14 protein-coding genes are annotated in these 16,142 nt (G+C 59.5%); 5 read left to right on the forward strand and 9 right to left on the reverse strand.

The window, feature by feature from the left end:
• From M7F93_RS08265 to M7F93_RS08275, 3 genes are all read right to left on the reverse strand, one after another.
• Positions 1–3,882 (reverse strand): glycosyltransferase family protein (locus M7F93_RS08265; protein WP_463670967.1); only part of this gene is annotated, 3,882 nt, incomplete at its 3' end.
• A gap of 195 nt (positions 3,883–4,077) precedes the next feature.
• Positions 4,078–4,206: a hypothetical protein gene (locus M7F93_RS08270; RefSeq protein WP_298171800.1), complete on the reverse strand. Its 129-nt coding sequence runs from the start codon at positions 4,204–4,206 to the stop codon at positions 4,078–4,080.
• A gap of 65 nt (positions 4,207–4,271) precedes the next feature.
• Positions 4,272–4,601: a hypothetical protein gene (locus tag M7F93_RS08275; protein ID WP_298171803.1), complete on the reverse strand. Its 330-nt coding sequence runs from the start codon at positions 4,599–4,601 to the stop codon at positions 4,272–4,274.
• Positions 4,602–4,879: 278 nt separating this feature from the next.
• Between M7F93_RS08275 and M7F93_RS08280 the strand changes: the two genes are divergently transcribed.
• Positions 4,880–9,256: an EAL domain-containing protein gene (locus M7F93_RS08280; RefSeq protein WP_298171806.1), complete on the forward strand. Its 4,377-nt coding sequence runs from the start codon at positions 4,880–4,882 to the stop codon at positions 9,254–9,256.
• A 66-nt stretch (positions 9,257–9,322) separates the two neighbouring features.
• On the opposite strand, the gene M7F93_RS08285 is transcribed toward M7F93_RS08280, so the two are convergent.
• Positions 9,323–9,688 carry an ArsC family reductase gene (locus M7F93_RS08285; RefSeq protein ID WP_298171809.1) on the reverse strand — a complete coding sequence of 122 codons (366 nt, stop codon included), beginning with the start codon at positions 9,686–9,688 and terminating at the stop codon, positions 9,323–9,325.
• Positions 9,685–10,812, reverse strand: coding sequence for a class I SAM-dependent methyltransferase (locus M7F93_RS08290; protein WP_298171812.1), 1,128 nt, complete (start codon positions 10,810–10,812; stop codon positions 9,685–9,687). Before M7F93_RS08290 ends, M7F93_RS08285 begins: the two co-directional genes overlap by 4 nt.
• Positions 10,813–10,821: 9 nt before the next feature.
• Between M7F93_RS08290 and M7F93_RS08295 the strand changes: the two genes are divergently transcribed.
• From M7F93_RS08295 to rimO, 3 genes are read left to right on the forward strand one after another with little or no spacing between them, the layout of a single operon-like run.
• Positions 10,822–11,562 (forward strand): pteridine reductase, encoded by a 741-nt coding sequence (locus M7F93_RS08295; protein WP_298171815.1) that lies wholly within the window; start codon positions 10,822–10,824, stop codon positions 11,560–11,562.
• A gap of 5 nt (positions 11,563–11,567) precedes the next feature.
• Complete coding sequence (locus tag M7F93_RS08300; RefSeq protein ID WP_298171818.1) at positions 11,568–11,951, forward strand: NifU family protein; 384 nt, start codon at positions 11,568–11,570, stop codon at positions 11,949–11,951.
• A complete protein-coding gene (rimO, locus tag M7F93_RS08305) occupies positions 11,948–13,288 on the forward strand; it encodes a 30S ribosomal protein S12 methylthiotransferase RimO (protein WP_298171821.1) in 1,341 nt (446 codons plus the stop codon). The genes M7F93_RS08300 and rimO overlap by 4 nt, the downstream gene beginning before the upstream one ends.
• Positions 13,289–13,305: 17 nt before the next feature.
• Here the strand turns inward: rimO and folB are convergent, their stop codons facing one another.
• The gene (gene folB / locus M7F93_RS08310; protein WP_298171824.1) at positions 13,306–13,665 is read right to left on the reverse strand and encodes a dihydroneopterin aldolase; all 360 of its coding nucleotides are present in this window, start codon (positions 13,663–13,665) and stop codon (positions 13,306–13,308) included.
• A gap of 72 nt (positions 13,666–13,737) precedes the next feature.
• Here folB and plsY point away from each other — a divergent pair, with 72 nt between their 5' ends.
• Complete coding sequence (gene plsY, locus M7F93_RS08315) at positions 13,738–14,334, forward strand: glycerol-3-phosphate 1-O-acyltransferase PlsY (protein WP_298171827.1); 597 nt, start codon at positions 13,738–13,740, stop codon at positions 14,332–14,334.
• 6 nt (positions 14,335–14,340) lie between these two features.
• Here plsY and M7F93_RS08320 read toward each other — a convergent pair whose 3' ends face one another.
• From M7F93_RS08320 to M7F93_RS08330, 3 genes are all read right to left on the reverse strand, one after another.
• Positions 14,341–14,868 (reverse strand): tetratricopeptide repeat protein, encoded by a 528-nt coding sequence (locus M7F93_RS08320; RefSeq protein WP_298171830.1) that lies wholly within the window; start codon positions 14,866–14,868, stop codon positions 14,341–14,343.
• Complete coding sequence (gene tsaD, locus M7F93_RS08325; RefSeq protein ID WP_298171833.1) at positions 14,868–15,875, reverse strand: tRNA (adenosine(37)-N6)-threonylcarbamoyltransferase complex transferase subunit TsaD; 1,008 nt, start codon at positions 15,873–15,875, stop codon at positions 14,868–14,870. The genes M7F93_RS08320 and tsaD overlap by 1 nt, the downstream gene beginning before the upstream one ends.
• Positions 15,868–16,142, reverse strand: a 275-nt coding sequence (locus M7F93_RS08330; RefSeq protein ID WP_298171835.1) for a DUF455 family protein, incomplete at its 5' end; no start/stop codon positions are given. The genes M7F93_RS08330 and tsaD, both read right to left, overlap by 8 nt.

Raw genomic sequence — 16,142 nt, forward strand, 5'->3', positions numbered from 1 at the left:
AGGGTCGTAAAGAAATGCAAAATCCATCGCCGCCAACGCGTGGCAGCGATCCACCAACTGATCGATGACCCTTAACCGTTCTGCAGCAGCTGCCCGAGCGGCAGCCGTCCCGGTGGCAATACCATGGGCTAATTCGGTCAGTGTCAGGGTGTTGTTCACATCCCGCGCATCAGGGACGAGGATTTTGAGATCCAGCGCCAAAGCCTGACATTGTTGATAAAATGCCTGCGCCCAGTAAGCACAGTCGCTATCTGCCGGAACATCGGCGGGGAGTCCGTTCACGAGATCGCCGCTGATCCGTTGAATATCGGCAAGCCGGTGATGGGCATCCACCAGGGATGAGGGGCGCCCGTTGAGCGTCGTGGCAGACAGCACATCTTGCAGTGCATGGACTTTCTCGGCCAGGTCCGCCGTGGGGATGTCGTGGATGCATGCTGCCAACAGATGCAGCGTATCCTGCAGGCCCGCAAAGGCATTGTCCGGCAACACCGGATGACCTTTGAGCGCGTTCAACCCCGCCTGGAGAGTAAGCAGGCAGCCGCCGAGATTACCGCTGTCCACCGCTGAGATATATTGCGGACTTAGTATTTGCAGGGTGCGCGTGTCATACCAGTTATAGAAGTGACCGTGATAGCGTTCCAGTTGCTCCATGCTTGCCACGGTGTTTTCGGTCAGTTGGAGGAGCTTACCGGCGGAAATATAACCAAAATCATAGGCCGCCAAATTCGCCAGCAGCGACATGCCCATGTTGGTCGGTGAGGTCCGCGAGGCAATGACCGTCGCTGGATACTCCTGAAAATTATCGGGGGGTAACCAGTGCTCCGCAGGGCCGACAAAGTCATCAAAAAACCGCCAGGTACGCCGTGCCGATAGCCGCAGAAAGCGTCGCTGTGTGTCATCCAAACCCGTAACGCCAGTCCGCAGCGGCTGACTGATCCGCCATGCGATAAGCGGTGAAAACAGCCATAACACTAAAATGGGCGTACTGAACAGTAAGGCCGAGGGCGAACTGAGCCCCAGATTAGCGGCAACCACCAAAGCTATCCCGATAAAGATGGCGAGCAGTGGTGCACTCCAGATCTCCCTGAAAAAATCGCCGGGGGTCTGACAGGCGTTACGGCGGAGGTAGGAGGGTAGTTGCCAAAGCAACAATCCCCGACGGGTGAAGAACATTCGCATGCCTGAGCGCAGAATGGCATCCAGGCTCATCACGGCATCATAGGGCAGCAGTGCGACAGTCAGTAGCGCGGAGAGCAGTGGGCGAATTGCCGAAGCTCTGGTCAGGGCGAGATGTGCTGCCCAGTCGAGGTCTTGAGGCTTGCGGAAGAGGTCGATGAGCGGCGAAAGCAGGACCGGCACGAGGATGATCGCGGTTACCAATGTAGTCCATAACCAGGAGAAGGCCGGACCCAGGAGCCAGCCTCCCGCCAGCAGCAACAACAGTGCGGATGACACCAGGCTGCGGCGGAGATTGTCAAAAATTTTCCACATCGACAAGCCGGATAGCGGATTGGCCGGACGCGGCGCCCGCATACCGTTGGCCGTTGGGGCACCGGGTACCGACGGCAACAGCCAGCCGATAATCTGCCAGTCACCCCGAATCCAGCGGTGTCGACGGGAGGCTTCTGCGGTGTAACTGCCAGGCAATTCTTCGATCAGGACGACGTTGGTCGCCAGTGCCGCACGGGCATACCCGCCTTCCAGTAAATCGTGACTGAGGATGAGGTTTTCTGGAAAACGGCCATCAATCGCCTGGCGGAAGGCATCCACATCGTAGATGCCCTTGCCGATGAAGGAGCCCTCGCTGAAAATATCCTGATAGACATCGGACACCTCGCGCGTATAGGGGTCGATACCGGAATCCCCGGCCATGAGTTTGGTGAATGGCGATTGACCGGCACTGGTCAGGTCGATCGCCACGCGGGGCTGAATGATCGCATAACCATCAACGATACGGCCCTTGTCGGCGTCATATACGGCCTGGTTAAGTGGGTGCGCCATATCACCGATCAGTGCCCGCGCCGTGTCACGGGGCAATTGGGTGTCGGTATCGAGGGTGATGACATAACGGATGCTGCTGAGGATGGACAGGTCGCCGACCTGCTCTGAGAATGTCGCTGTCTCCGCCGCCCCTCTCAGCAGCGCATTAAATTGTTCCAGTTTGCCGCGTTTGCGTTCGTAGCCCATCCACACCTGTTCAAATGGGTTCCATACCCGTGGCCGATGAAACCAATAAAATAGGCAAGGTCGATCATCGGCATAGCGGGCGTTGAGGGTCTGAATAGCGACACGTGCATAGTCGATCAATGCAGCGTCTTCCGGACAGGTCTGCTCTGCCGCATCCCGAAAATCCGTCAGTAACGCGAAGTAAATATTGGGATCGCGGTTTCCGAGGTAGCGGATTTCCTGGGCCTCCAGCAACGCGTCAATTTCCTGGGGCGTACTCAGCAGTGTCGGGATAACGACCATGCAGCGGTGCGCATCAGGAACGCCCTGCGAAAAATCCATCTGTGGCAAGGCGCCGGGCGCCATAAAAAGAGTAATCAGGCGATTTACCAGAGAAACCGCCAAAGCTGAAATGCTCACAACCCCGACAATGCCTAGCCACCAGAAACGCCAGTCTGCAGAGCTGAGGCCGGCAAGGGGGAAGCACAAAATTAAACTGATCAGCACCGTCAACAGGAGTATGGCGCCGATATACAGGGAAAGACGGAGATGATCGCCCATTTGTCTGGCCGCTGACTGCCATTCGAAGTGACAGCCCATCGCCCGTTCAAGGCGCTGCCGACCCTGATCCAGCAGATAATAACCGACATGCGCAGAGCGATCGCCGCTGCCTGTTTGCTGCGCTACCGCCTGGGCAAGTGCAATCGCCTCCTCAGCCACGGCCAGTTCATCACGCCTGCTGCTGCGCGCAATATCTTCAATAGCGTGGCGATAACGATCACGTGTTGCGAAATTTTGTCCGGCGTATATTCCCATAGGGTCTTGGCGCAGGCTTTGTTCGACAACACTGTATGCTTCGACATGATCCCGCCAGTCCACAGCGGTGAGGAAGCGCAGGCTTCCAATACTGTTTGCCATGGATATCTGGTTGGCAGCGGACCTTCTGGCGGACACTTCGGACAACTGAGTCGCGGTTATGCCCTGTTCGAGCAATTTATGTTCGACCCAGGTTTGCACGAACGCCATAGCGGGACCGTAGGCCTGCAATCTGGCGTAAAACTCCTCCACAAACGGCGCCGTCAAGGGCATATCCGCATGCGCAAATTCAGCAAGTAGCTGGATCAGCAGTTTCGGCTTTTTTTCTGCGGCGGCGAGCATGCGATCCGCCCAGCTCATGGCGGCGTTGCGTTCCTCTCGCCGACAAGCAACGTGCAGACCAGCGCGACGCAGGTTTTCCAGCAACGCCAATTGCAGCATGATGGGGAAGGCCCATAATTCGCCCAGCGTTAATGCCGTAACGGTCTGGTAGGCCTGAATATAGGCGCTGACGTTATCACTGTCGATGCGGGCATCTTGATGTGCAATCAATTCAGAGGCGAGGTCGTAGATACGGGGGAATCCCGCCAAGCTGCCGGATTGCAGGCGTGGCAGTTGCTTGCCATAGCCGCCAGGCAAATGCCTTCGTGCCAGAATGATCTGTTGCTCGATGAGGTAGAAATTATCGAGCAACCAGATCTCGCCAGACAGGGTCCGCTGCTCAATCTGCGCAGTTCCTGCTGTGATCACGTCATAGGCCGCACGCAAAGCATCGGCGTTGTCGGCCAGGCGTGGTAGCAGGCGATCTGGCCCGGGGTATGGATCAATAGCATGCTGACCAGCCAACATTATCGCATGTTGTTTCAGTTGTTCAACGCTGAACAACTCCGAGCGTAACAAGTCTGTATCCGATGCGTTGTTCAGGGCGTTTTTTACGCAGGATGAGAACTCTAACTTTTTTGTAGCTATGACGCTCTCCTCGGAATAACCTGGCGACACATTAAAGCATCACGTATTCCCCCTCCACTTCTATGTACTGCAACATGTTCTTGTTACGGGACTCTTCCACACTTTTTTGACCGGGCGCCGCTCATTTCAGCGGGGAACGATGGTGACACCCATATCGCTGGAATGCTTCTTGGCCTGTTTGGCCTGTTTTTTCTCTTTGGGCGTCATCGCCGGCTGTTTCTTGGTTTCTTTATTGCTCTGCTGTGTTTTGCTCATGATGGTTTCCTCTGTGCAGGGGCTTGGAATATATAGTCAATCTGGAGTGATTTTGTCACCGGGCTTTAATGCGTCTTGCTCTGGTATCCTTTACCATTGGTCATAGCATCATGCAGCTCTGACCTGAGCCCTGCAATATCGGCCGTCCTGGATCTCCGTTGTTGCTCTGCGCGAATGACGCCTGCCCGGTCATGGTGGGCCTTCAGCGTGACAATCCTTTCTTCCAACCGGTGCTGCGCGATCTCTTCATGGTTGAGCTGCTCGCGCATCTGAGCGATGGTCCTGTTATGCGTGAGCGGATAAGGGGCCGATACCCTGTCCGTACTTGCCTGGGCTCCGGCAGCGACGCTGCCGATGAGCAGTATACCGGTCATTGTTGCCATCCAGCGGTTCATGATCATGCTCCTGTGTAGCGATGTGCGACAGCCCACCAAGTATCGTTCAGTATAACCCATTCCTGATCGCGGCGTGCGGTAACATATTCGCCAATTCCATTTACACGATTAATGCCTAACCGGTAATCAGGGTCACTAACGTCGAATTTGCTGTTATTCAGAAGGCTGATGACGGCGGCTCCGATCTGATATACTTATGAAAAGAGACTGGAGATCCCGCCAACATGCCCTCTCTGCGCCATGTATCATCTTCCCGGCGTCTATTGCTTGATCGTTTCATGGGAAGCAAATCCAAGAAGAAAGTCGGAGTGTTTTCCCGCAGTGACCGTAGAATCCTGTGGGGCGCCAGGGCTTGTTTCATCGCTTTGGCACTCTTGTTTGTGGGTATTGCCTGGTGGCGCGCCGCTGGTCTGAAGCAGTCCATTCATGCCGATTTTCATAACCGGGCGGAAGTCACTGCCACACAAGCCGCCGGTATGGTGGCCGCCAACATCGACACACGTTTCTATGACCTTGCATTCCTCCGAAAGGCTTTTTTTGCTCAGGGCACGGGCCATCTGTTACCGAGCGCCAAGGTTCTTTCTGCCCTTGTCGCCTTTCAGCAGACCCATCCGGCCATTATGGCCATCAATGTCCAGGACCCGTCCGGCAAGCGACTCGTCTGGTCGAGCGTGAAGCAGTCGACCAGGCGCATCGCTTCGGGAAATGATTTCACGCCCCTACCTGGGTATCCAGATCGCTTCATGGGAAAACCTTTCTACGCCCATCGGGCACATGCCTGGGTACTAACCATGCGGCAGCGCATCCGGAACAGCGAAGGCCATGTGCTGGGGTTCATCGACTGTTCCTTCGTACTCTCCCATCTGAGCGTGATCCATACGCCGCCATACCTGCAATCTATCGTCCTCATGCGATCTCATGGGCAGGTTATATCGATCTGGAAAGAGGGCCATTGGGCGGCACCGGGTACGCTTCTGCCCCGGCCCGTTGGTCAAGTGGTGGTTCCTGTCCCCGGTTATCCCTGGGCTTTGCAGGTGCAATGGACGGCGGCGGCACTAGATCATGCCTTCTGGCGGGTGGAACGGACGCGACTGTCCATTCTGCTGGCCGCTTTGTTCATTCTGGCTGGTATGGCGTTGTTACTACAACTCCTCCGCCGGATACTGCGCTTTCGTCAATACCAGATGGCAGCGATACTGGCCCAGCAGGATTTGCTGCGCCAGGACGATCCCGAGGTTATGTATCGGCGGCTGGTGGAGGTCGTGGTGGAGCAGACGGAAGCCATCGGCGCCTATGTCGTCGTTCCCGAAGCGAACAGCGAGTGGTTGCGGGTCGTGGCCGCCAGCGCGGATACACCGGAACTTCGACAGACCATGGAAGCGCTGACACCCTCCCGTGATGCGGCGCACTTCCCTTATGGCGATATGATCCCCAGTCGGGCCTTCCGCGAAAAAACCGCACAGGGACCCACCCGTCCGCAGCAGTCTCCCGCGATGACGGCCGTACAACAACAGCAAGCGCCGCTGTCCCGTATTCGGAGTGTCATGGCCTATCCGGTTTTCGTGTGCGAAGACACGGAGCCATCCGCCGTACTGGTGATAGAGAGTGACTCGCCCCGGCATTTCACCCCATCCCTGCAGCGATTGCTCGGCCAGTTGGCTGCCACCCTCGGCCTGGCCCTGACGCAGCGGCGGCAACACCAGGAACTCGTCTCTCTGGAAAAGTCCCTTCAGGAATCGTCGGAGAAAAATGAAGCCTTATTGAACAATGCCAGTGATGGTATTCACGTTCTTGACGAAAACGGCTTTCTGATCGAGGTTAATTATCGGTTCTGCGCCATGCTCGGCTACTCCCGTGCGGAAATGTTAGGCATGCACGTTTCCCAGTGGGACGCCGAGAAAAGCGCCGGTGAGCTGAAGGAGTTAATCGCCTGGCAATTTTCCGCACCAGAGCCCTTGCGCTTTGAGACCCGCTATCGTCGTAAGGATGGGGCCATTATCGACGTGGAAATCAATGGTTCACCTATCCAGATACAGGGAAAATGGGTATTGTTCGATTCTGCCCGAGATATTACCGAGCGCAAGGCCCTGGAGGCGGACTTGCAACGGAGCCTGGAGCATCAGCGGAAGCTCACAGATTTTAACGTGCTGTTGGGTGAGGTCAATCAGGCTATCACTCGCGCAGATGATGAGGGCTCCCTACTTCAGGAGGTTTGCGACCTCGCTGTGCAGTATACCAGCAGCGCCCTTGCCTGGATTGGCAGGCCTGATGCGCAAGGAGATTTTCAGGTGCTGGCGGCGGCAGGAGAAACCGGTTATCTGAACGATATAAAAATATCCAGTCGGGCGGAGATTCCGGAAGGACAAGGAACTACCGGGATGGTCTGGAGACAGCAAAAGGCCATCTATGATGCTGACTTCTCCCAGAATGCCAAGGTCCTCTGGCGAGAACGCGCCGCACATTTTGGACTCCATACCAGTTCTGTGCTGCCGATCCAGCGGAACGGAGCCCTTTGGGCCGTGTTCACCGTCTATGGAAAAGGCGACGCAAAGGCAGTGGATACCGATGTTCGCGGGATTATGGAAGAGATGGCGAAAGACATCAGCTTTGGGCTGGACCATCTGGATGCAGTCCACCGGGAGCGTGCCACCCAGGCTTTCAATGAGGCGCTGCTGAATAACCTTGCTGCGGGCATCAGCATTGTGCGTTTTCCGGATCTGGTTATCGAACGGGTAAACGCCCGCATGCTGGAAATCTATGGGGCTTCTTCTGTGGAGGACCTGGTGGGGTATTTTGTGGGAAAGAGTTATCCGGATCATGAAAGCAGCGCAAGCATGGCCACCCTCGCCCAGGAGATTCTCGCTCAGGGCTATGGGGCGCTGAAAGATCTCGCGATAAAACGCAAAGATGGCCAGATTGTTTATGTGGACGTTTCTGGTCAGCGACTCCTGACGGATCCGAAACATCCCGTTATCGTGTGGACATCCATGGAGGTTACGGAACGTCATCACCTCATGGATGAGTTATCCAGGCAATCTCTTTCCGACCTGTTGACGGGCTTGCCTAATCGCCGCGCCCTGGATATGGAGATGGATCGCGCCATAGCCCACGCGACGCGGAACGAGAATCTCTTGGCGCTATGTATGCTGGACCTGGACAGTTTTAAGCCGGTGAACGACACCTACGGTCATGACGCCGGAGATCAGGTGCTGCGGATCGTCGCCCAACGCTTGCCGCAGAGTCTGCGTAAAACCGATTTTATCGCGCGTTTGGGCGGCGATGAGTTTGTCGTGCTGGTAGAGAACTTAGACCATCTGGATCCCCTGGACGTCATCCTCGACAAGATCGGAGCGTCGATCAGTGCTCCTATCACCCTGGAGGACGGGCAGGTGGTAAGTATCGGCCTCAGCATGGGGGTGGCTATTTATCCTTTTGCGGAGGGAGATAATCCCGATGCCCTTCTGCGTCTGGCCGATCAGGCGCTATATGAGAGTAAGGCCCATAAGGCCAACCGGGAGTCTTCCTGGGTACTTTTCGGTGAGGAAACCCGAAAAACACAGCGCACAATGGCGCAATGTCTACTGGATACCGGAGCGCTGGAGGTCTGGTATCAACCGATCCTGGATAGCCGCACCCGCAAGGTGGTGGGTGTAGAGGCGCTGTCCCGCTTGCGGGATGCGGAAGGAAAAATCTGGTCACCGGCTGAGTTTCTGCCGCAATTACAAGATGCCGATTTGTTTGTGCTCAGCAAGAAAGTTCTGGATCAGGCATTGACGGACCTGCCCATCTTGGAGGCTCAAGGGTGGTCCTTGTGGGTATCCGTGAATGTAGATCCAAGTTCCATCTCGGAATCCAGCACCTTGTGGCTGCGGGAAATGGTTGCCTCGGGCAGGGTGGATCCGTCACGCATCACCTTGGAGATTCTCGAAGGAAGCGACTTCCTGGAACAGCCCGCCGCCTTGAAGTATCTCCTGGAGTTGCGGGCGCTTGGGGTGCGTCTGGCCCTGGATGACGTGGGCAGTGCTTACTCCTCCCTCTTGCGCCTGAAAGACCTTCCCGTCGATGAGATCAAGCTGGATCAGGGTTTTATCCGAACCCTGGAACAGCACCCCCAGGATCTCCACTTTGTGGAATCTATCCAGGCCCTCGCCGTTGGAATGGGAGTGGATCTGGTGGTGGAGGGCGTGGAAACGGATGACATCCTGGATGCCGTAACGATCATGGGTGCCAATTTCCTCCAGGGTTATGCGATCGCCAGGCCCATGCCACTGTCACAGTTACAGGCATTTCTCGATCCGGCACCTTCGCATCAGCGGCAGCAGCCCGCCAGCCTGCTCGGGCTCTATGCCACACAACTCGTTAATCATGGCGCGTTGAAAAAAACGATTTGTTACAATCCACGCCTGGTGGACTGCGCGACGCTGGCGAATGCCACAAGCTGTCCTATTCATGCCGATATGCATCGCCTGGGAATTCCCGACGACGATCCGTTGTATCGGCTTCACGCAGAATATCACCAAGCCATCGCAGCCATGAATACCCTATTGCTTTCTTCTCCCATAAATGGTGACTGGCGCGTTGTTGAACAGGCGGAAAAGGCTTTTGAGGCGGTGATTCTGGATGCGTTCCAGCGCGGCAAAGCCGCAGAAGAATGATAGACAAACCCATGGGGCAACCGGACCAGGTAAGGTCCGTACTCCATGCCTGTCCAAGATGGTCAATCATCCTGCCCCGCGGCGGATAGGGAATGCCTGTGCCCACGCCTCCACATCAAAACCCAGCAAGCCCTGATCACCGTCGGTCAATATGGGCCGTCGGATCAGGCTGGGGTGCGCCTCCATCAGCTTTATCGCGGCTTCGGCATCAGCAACTTCCCGCTCGCTCTCAGACAAGCGCCGCCAGGTAGTGCCTTGGCGATTGATGAGTGCCTCCCAGCCCCAGCGCTCCACCCAGTGGCGAAGTTCCGCCGTTGGCACCCCGGCCTTTTGGTAATCGTGAAAGCGGTACTCCAGCCCATGGCTGTCCAGCCAGGCGAAGGCTTTTTTCATGGTGTCACAGTGGCGAATACCGTAAATCTGAATGGTCATGCGTTCTCCCACTTTTTCAGAATCAATACCTTGAAGCTCTCGCCCATTTCCTGCGGCAGGGTGAGCCGTTTAATCTCATTATTCAGGGCGAAGCGGCCGTCGTCACCCGCCTGCGCACAAAGGGTGCCATACACCTCGGCCAGCCCGTGTTCCACCAGAAAGCGGGCGAGATGGCCATAAAAGGCCACCTCCAGCCCGGCCTCCACCGCAGCGGTCATCAGCGCGGTAAAATCCACATGGGCGGTGAGGTCGCAGAGGCCCGGCAGATAAAAGGGATCATCCAGCCAGTGGTGGCGATAATAGGCGCGCAGGCTGCCCGTCTGCCGCTGCGGATGATAAAACTCTGCGGCCTCGTGCCCGTAATCAATCAGAAGGATGGCGCCAGAGTCCAGGCGGGCGGCGACCTCGCGCAGCCAGGCTTCTGCCGTAAGGTTGATTTCCGTCCGATAGGGCCGAGGCCAATGCGTTACATAGGGCGCCAACCGTGCCGCCAGAGGCGCAGCGACCGGCAGAGGCTGGATCGCCCAATCCAGTGCCTCGCCATTCCAGCGCACACCGCATTCGTGCAACTGCCCGGAGGCGTCCAGCTCCAGCACCTGCACCGGCATGGCGTCCAGCACTTCGTGGGCGAGCATCACGCCGCGCCAATGCTTCGGCAGGGTTTGCAGATGCTGAATACCGGGCACGGCTGCCCGTTGCCGCGCCTGCAAATCGGGGCTGGGTTCGAGCAGGGTGTAGGGGGTGTCCGGCAAAATTTCCCGGATCTGGCTGGCCAGTGCGCCGCTCCCGCCGCCAAATTCCAGAATGCCGTCCGCCCCCAGATCGGGTTGCAGGGTCCGGGCCAGTACGGCGGCCAGCACCCGTCCCATTTCCGGTGCCGTGACGAAGTCGCCCGCCGTACCGAAGCGGGTCTGCCCCGCCATGTAGTAGCCCAGCCCCGGTGTGTAGAGGGCGAGCTCCATATAACGACGGAAGGAGATCATCCCACCTGCGGCGTCGATTTCCCGCCGGATATGGGTCAGCAACGCCGCCGAGTGGGCCAGCGCGTCAGCATCCGGGACGGGCAGGCCTGCCTTGCGCGCCCCGTGAGAATGGGTTAAAAAATCGGGACGCTCTGCGCGCATGGACACCTCTTGAAAGCTACCGGAAAAGCCGTTCTCATCACTGGCGCCGCCCGCAGGGTAGGTGCCGCCATTGCCCGCCATCTCGCTGCGGAGGGCTGCCAGCTCGCCCTGCATTATAAGCGATCCGCCGCCGAGGCCGAAGCCCTGGCGCAGGAGTTGCGCGCGCGGCATGGAACTGAACCCTTGTTGATCGCGAGCGACCTGGCTGACCCAGAAACGCCTGCCCGCATAACTGATGCGGCTATCCGGCATTTTGGCCGCCTGGACGGCCTCGTCAACAACGCTTCGCTGTACTCCCCTGCTCCTTTCGGCGAAATCACGCCGGGAGACTGGGCGGCGATGCAGGCCGTGCATCTGTGCGCACCCCTCTTCCTGACTCAGGCGGCCGCACCGCATTTGCGGAAAAGCGGCGGCGCCGTCGTCAACATCGGCGACATCCACGCCGAAATCCCCCTGCGCGGTTATCTGCCCTACAGTGTCACCAAGGCGGGTTTGCTGGCCCTCACCCGCGCCCTCGCCAAAGAACTGGGGCCGGAGATCCGTGTCAACAGCGTCTCGCCCGGCGTAGTGCTCTGGGCCGAGGATAAAGACCCGCCCGACGGCGACCAGCAGGGACTCATCGAACGCAACGCCCTCAAGCGCGTCGGCAGTCCGGAGGATATTGCCGGTGCCGTCGCCTATCTGCTCTTCGATGCGCCTTACGTTACTGGCCACAATCTCGTCGTCGATGGCGGTCGCATGTTATATTGATGGCCATGAGCTCAACCGTAAAATCCCCCATCCGCTTTTACAGCGAAGACGAACTGGACGCCCTGGAGGCGGAAGACCCCCTCGCCGCGGCCAAAATCGCCCACGCCCAGGCCATGGCCGAACGCGGACTCGACCGCCAGAAACGCTACGGACCCGACGACCCCCTGCCCGAACCTGCGGCCGTGGCGGAAGCGGTGCAGACCGTGCGCCACATCCTCCACCGCGATGGCGGCGATATCGAACTGGTGGAAATCATCGAACGCGATGTGCGCGTCCGGATGAAAGGCGCCTGCGCCGGTTGCCCCAATGCCGTTATCGACCTCAAGCAGGTCGTCGAGCGTATCGTCGGTGCTGTTCCGGGAGTGGTCAGTGTGAGTAATACCTTTTGAGGGCGGGCGCGAATCCGCCGCCCAAAGTCGGCTTCGTCAGCCTCGGCTGCCCCAAAGCCACGGTGGACAGCGAACGCATCCTCACCCAGTTGCGTGCGGAGGGCTATCTGCTGGTAGGGGATTACACCAGTGCCGATGTCGTCGTCGTCAACACCTGCGGCTTTATCGACGCGGCGGTGGAGGAATCGCTGGAGGCCATCGGCGAGGCCCTGGAGGAGAACGGTAAAGTGGTGGTCACAGGTTGTCTGGGGGCCCGCGAGGGCGGCAACTTTGTGCGCAGCGCCCATCCCAAGGTGCTCGCCGTCACCGGCCCCAATCAGGCCAGTGCGGTGCTCGACGCGATTCATGCGGCGCTCCCCCCGGCCCACGATCCCTACACCGATCTGGTGCCGCCCCAGGGCCTGCGCCTGACGCCGCCCCACTACGCCTATCTGAAAATCTCCGAGGGCTGCAATCAGTCGTGCAGTTTCTGCATCATTCCCAGCATGCGCGGCAAGCTGGTCAGCCGCGAGCCGGACGATATTCTGCGCGAGGCCGAGGCGCTGGTGGCGGGTGGCGTCAAAGAACTGCTGGTGATTTCTCAGGACACCGGCGCTTACGGGGTGGACCGCAAATACCGCACCGCCTTTCACAACGGCCGCCCGCTCAAGACCCGCATCACCGATCTCTGCGCGGCCCTGGGCGAGCTTGGCGTCTGGGTGCGCCTGCACTACGTCTACCCTTACCCGCACATCGACGAGCTTCTGCCCCTGATGGCGGTCGGCAAAATTCTGCCCTATCTGGATGTGCCCCTGCAGCACGGCAGTCCACGCATCCTCAAGGCCATGCGCCGCCCCGCCGCTGCCGAAAAGACCCTCGACCGGATTCTCGGCTGGCGCCAGGCAGTGCCCGACCTGACCATCCGCAGCACCTTCATCGTCGGCTTCCCCGGCGAGACCGATGCGGATTTTGCGGAACTGCTGGATTTTCTGCGGGCGGCAGAGTTGGATCGGGTGGGCTGCTTCGCCTATTCGCCAGTAGAAGGTGCGCCCGCCAATGCGATCCCCGGAGCGGTGCCGGAGTCGGTCAAAGAAGAACGCCGCGCCGAATTCATGGCCGTGCAGGAAGCCATCAGCCGTGGGCGGCTACAACGCCGGGTGGGCCAGCGTCAGCGGGTGCTGGTGGACGCCGTGGGCCGGGGCGGCAAAGTCACCGCCCGTTCGGCCAGCGATGCCCCGGAGATCGACGGCGTGGTGCATCTGGGCAAGGCGGCGGGGTTGCAGATCGGAGACTGGGTGGAGGTGGAAATCACCCGGGCGGATGCCCATGATTTATATGGGATGGTGGTATCGGCCTGACCAGGGCCTTTGGTCGCTCAGGGCAGGCGACTGCCCCGCTCGATCCGCACCCCCACATCCCGTGTTCCGCGCACGGCGGCGGGTTTGTGCACCGTCACCTCCACCCAGGCCGCGCCGAATTCGCCGCGAATAATACCAGCGATCTGCTCGGCCAGGGTCTCCACCAGCTCCACCTCCGACGCGGCGATATGGGCGACCAGGCGCTGGCAGATGGTCTGGTAGTTGATGGTGTTCTCCACCTTGTCGGTCCGCGCCGCAGCCCCTGCATTCGCAGCGATATCCAGATCAATGAGTACCGTCTGTTTGATCTGGCGTTCCCACTCATAGATCCCGATGCGGGTGTCCACCTTCAGGTCACGTACAAAAAGAATATCCATGGTAATCCCGAAAAAAGCGGCAATCCGCCGCAGCTCGGCCTATAATAACCAATTTTCCGACCAAAGCACCGCATGTCACTTCTTCTGGATCTTGTCCTCACCGGCGGCGGATATCTCGTCGGTTCCATCGCCACCGCCATTCTGGTGGCGCGTGCCTTGGGTCTCGGCGACCCGCGCCTGTCCGGATCGGGCAATCCGGGCGCCACCAATATCCTGCGCATCGGTGGCAAAAAGGCCGCCTTGCTGACTTTGCTCGGCGACCTGATCAAGGGCGTCGTCCCCATCGTCATCGCCCGCCTGCTCGGACTGGAGGACTGGGCGCTGGCCGCCGTGGCCCTCGCCACCTTTCTCGGCCATCTCTATCCGGTGTTTTTTGGTTTTCGCGGCGGCAAAGGGGTGGCCACGGCGCTGGGTATTCTGCTGGCGCTCATGCCGGTGCTGGGCTTGTCGATATTGGGACTGTGGATACTGGTGTTTGCGGTGACGCGGGTTTCGTCCATGGCGGCGCTGCTGGCGGCGATCGGCGCGGTGCCCATCGTCTTTGCGGTATCTTCTGCGACGAGTATGCGGGTGCTCGTCCTGGTGCTGGTACTGCTGATCCTCTGGCGGCACCGTAGCAATATTCGCCGTCTGCTAGATGGCAGCGAACGTCCCTTCAAAAAGCGTTAAGGCCCGTCAATCCTTGATGTTCCACTCCTGCATGCGCTCACTGATCCAGTCCGCCAGCAGCGCCGCCGGGCGAAAGCCGGGGACCAGTCGCTGCGCCTCCTGCGCGGCCGCCAGGGCACGGCGCATGCTGCCTTTGTGCAGGTAATAATGCGCAAGGTTCATCTGCGCCAGATGCGGACTGTCGAAGCGTTTGGCCTTGAGAGCGCGGCGAATCACAAAGAGCGCCTCGTCTTCACGGCCGGTATCCATCAGATACTCACCGAGATCATTCCACGCCTGCCCCCACTCGGCATCGCAGGCGATGGCGCGGCGGCAGGCAGCAATGGCCCCGTGTGGGTCGCCGGAAGCAGACAGTGCCCAGGCGTAGAAGGTCCAGATCACGGCGCTTTTCGGGCAGTGCGTCAGTGCGCGCTTGAAGGCGATGGCCGCTTCCTGCGGATGATCCGTCTGCTGCCAGTCCAGGCCCTCCTGAAAGTCGACATCCTGTGCCGCCAGCTCGTCGACGATCATATCCAGAGAAAATGGCTCGTTCATCACGCTTCCTCCTCCGTCAGGGACCAGCGCGCCCGCACCGGGAAGTCCGCTGTGGCTACCTGGACCCGCTCCGTGTGCAGGGCACCGGTCAGGGCGATCATCGCCGCGTTGTCCGTACAATGCGCGAGATCGGCTATAAAGACTTCGACACCTTCAGACACCAGGCCGTTCAGGGCGGCCCGCAGCGTCCGATTGGCGCCGACCCCGCCCGCCACGATCAGACGCCTCAGCCCGGTCTGCTGCAGGGCGCGCTGGCATTTTCTGAACAGCGTCTCCACCACTGCGGCCTGAAAACTGGCGGCCAGATCGCCCCGCTTTTGCACATCGTCAGGCGCGATCGGCATGGAGGCCAGGCGGAAGGCCGTTTTCAGACCACTGAAGCTGAAGTCCAGTCCCGGTCGGTCCAGCAGTGGCCGGGGCAGGCGAAAAGCCTGGGCATCTCCACCCTCCGCCAGTGCCGCCAGCGCCGGCCCACCGGGATAGCCGAGACCCAACATCTTGGCTGCCTTGTCGAAGGCTTCACCGGCCGCATCGTCCAGCGTCTCCCCTAACAAAATATAGTCGCCAATACCTCGGACTTCCACCAGCATCGTATGCCCACCGGAAACCAGCAGGGCCACCGCCGGGAAGGGGTCCACGCCGCTGAGCAGCGGGGCCAGCAGATGGCCTTCCAGATGATGCACGGGGATCACCGGAATATCCCAGCCCATGGCGAGGCCGCGGGCAAAATTCACTCCCACCAGCAGCGCACCGATGAGCCCCGGTCCGGCGGTGACCGCGATGGCGTCAGGACGTTGCCCGCCGGTCTGCGCCAGCAGCTCGTTGAGCAGCAAGGGCAGGCGGCGTACATGATCGCGTGACGCCAGTTCCGGCACAACGCCGCCATAGGGCGCATGGATGGCGATTTGGCTGAACAGCACTTCGCCGAGCAGGCCACGCTGGCGGTCGTAAAGGGCGAGCCCCGTTTCATCGCAGGAGCTTTCAATGCCCAGTATCCGCTCAATCATGGCGCACCTGCTCTGGCCGCGTGGCGGCAGGCAGTCCGACGTGGCTCTGCAACCAATCCAACTCCGGCTCCGAAAATCCCGCCGCCCGCCGCGCCGGCAACGCCAGAGGCCCCTGAATCCGTCCCCGGTAACGCTGCTGCAGGAGTGTCATGAAGGTACGGTCCGGCTCCAGCCCGCGTTGTGCACAGAGGTAGCGAAACCAGCGGCTGCCCACCGCCACGTGTCCACGCTCATCGCTTTCAATGCGCGCCAGCACGGCGGCCGCTT

It is taken from the genome of Acidithiobacillus sp., from assembly GCF_027322205.1.
GTDB lineage: Bacteria > Pseudomonadota > Gammaproteobacteria > Acidithiobacillales > Acidithiobacillaceae > Acidithiobacillus.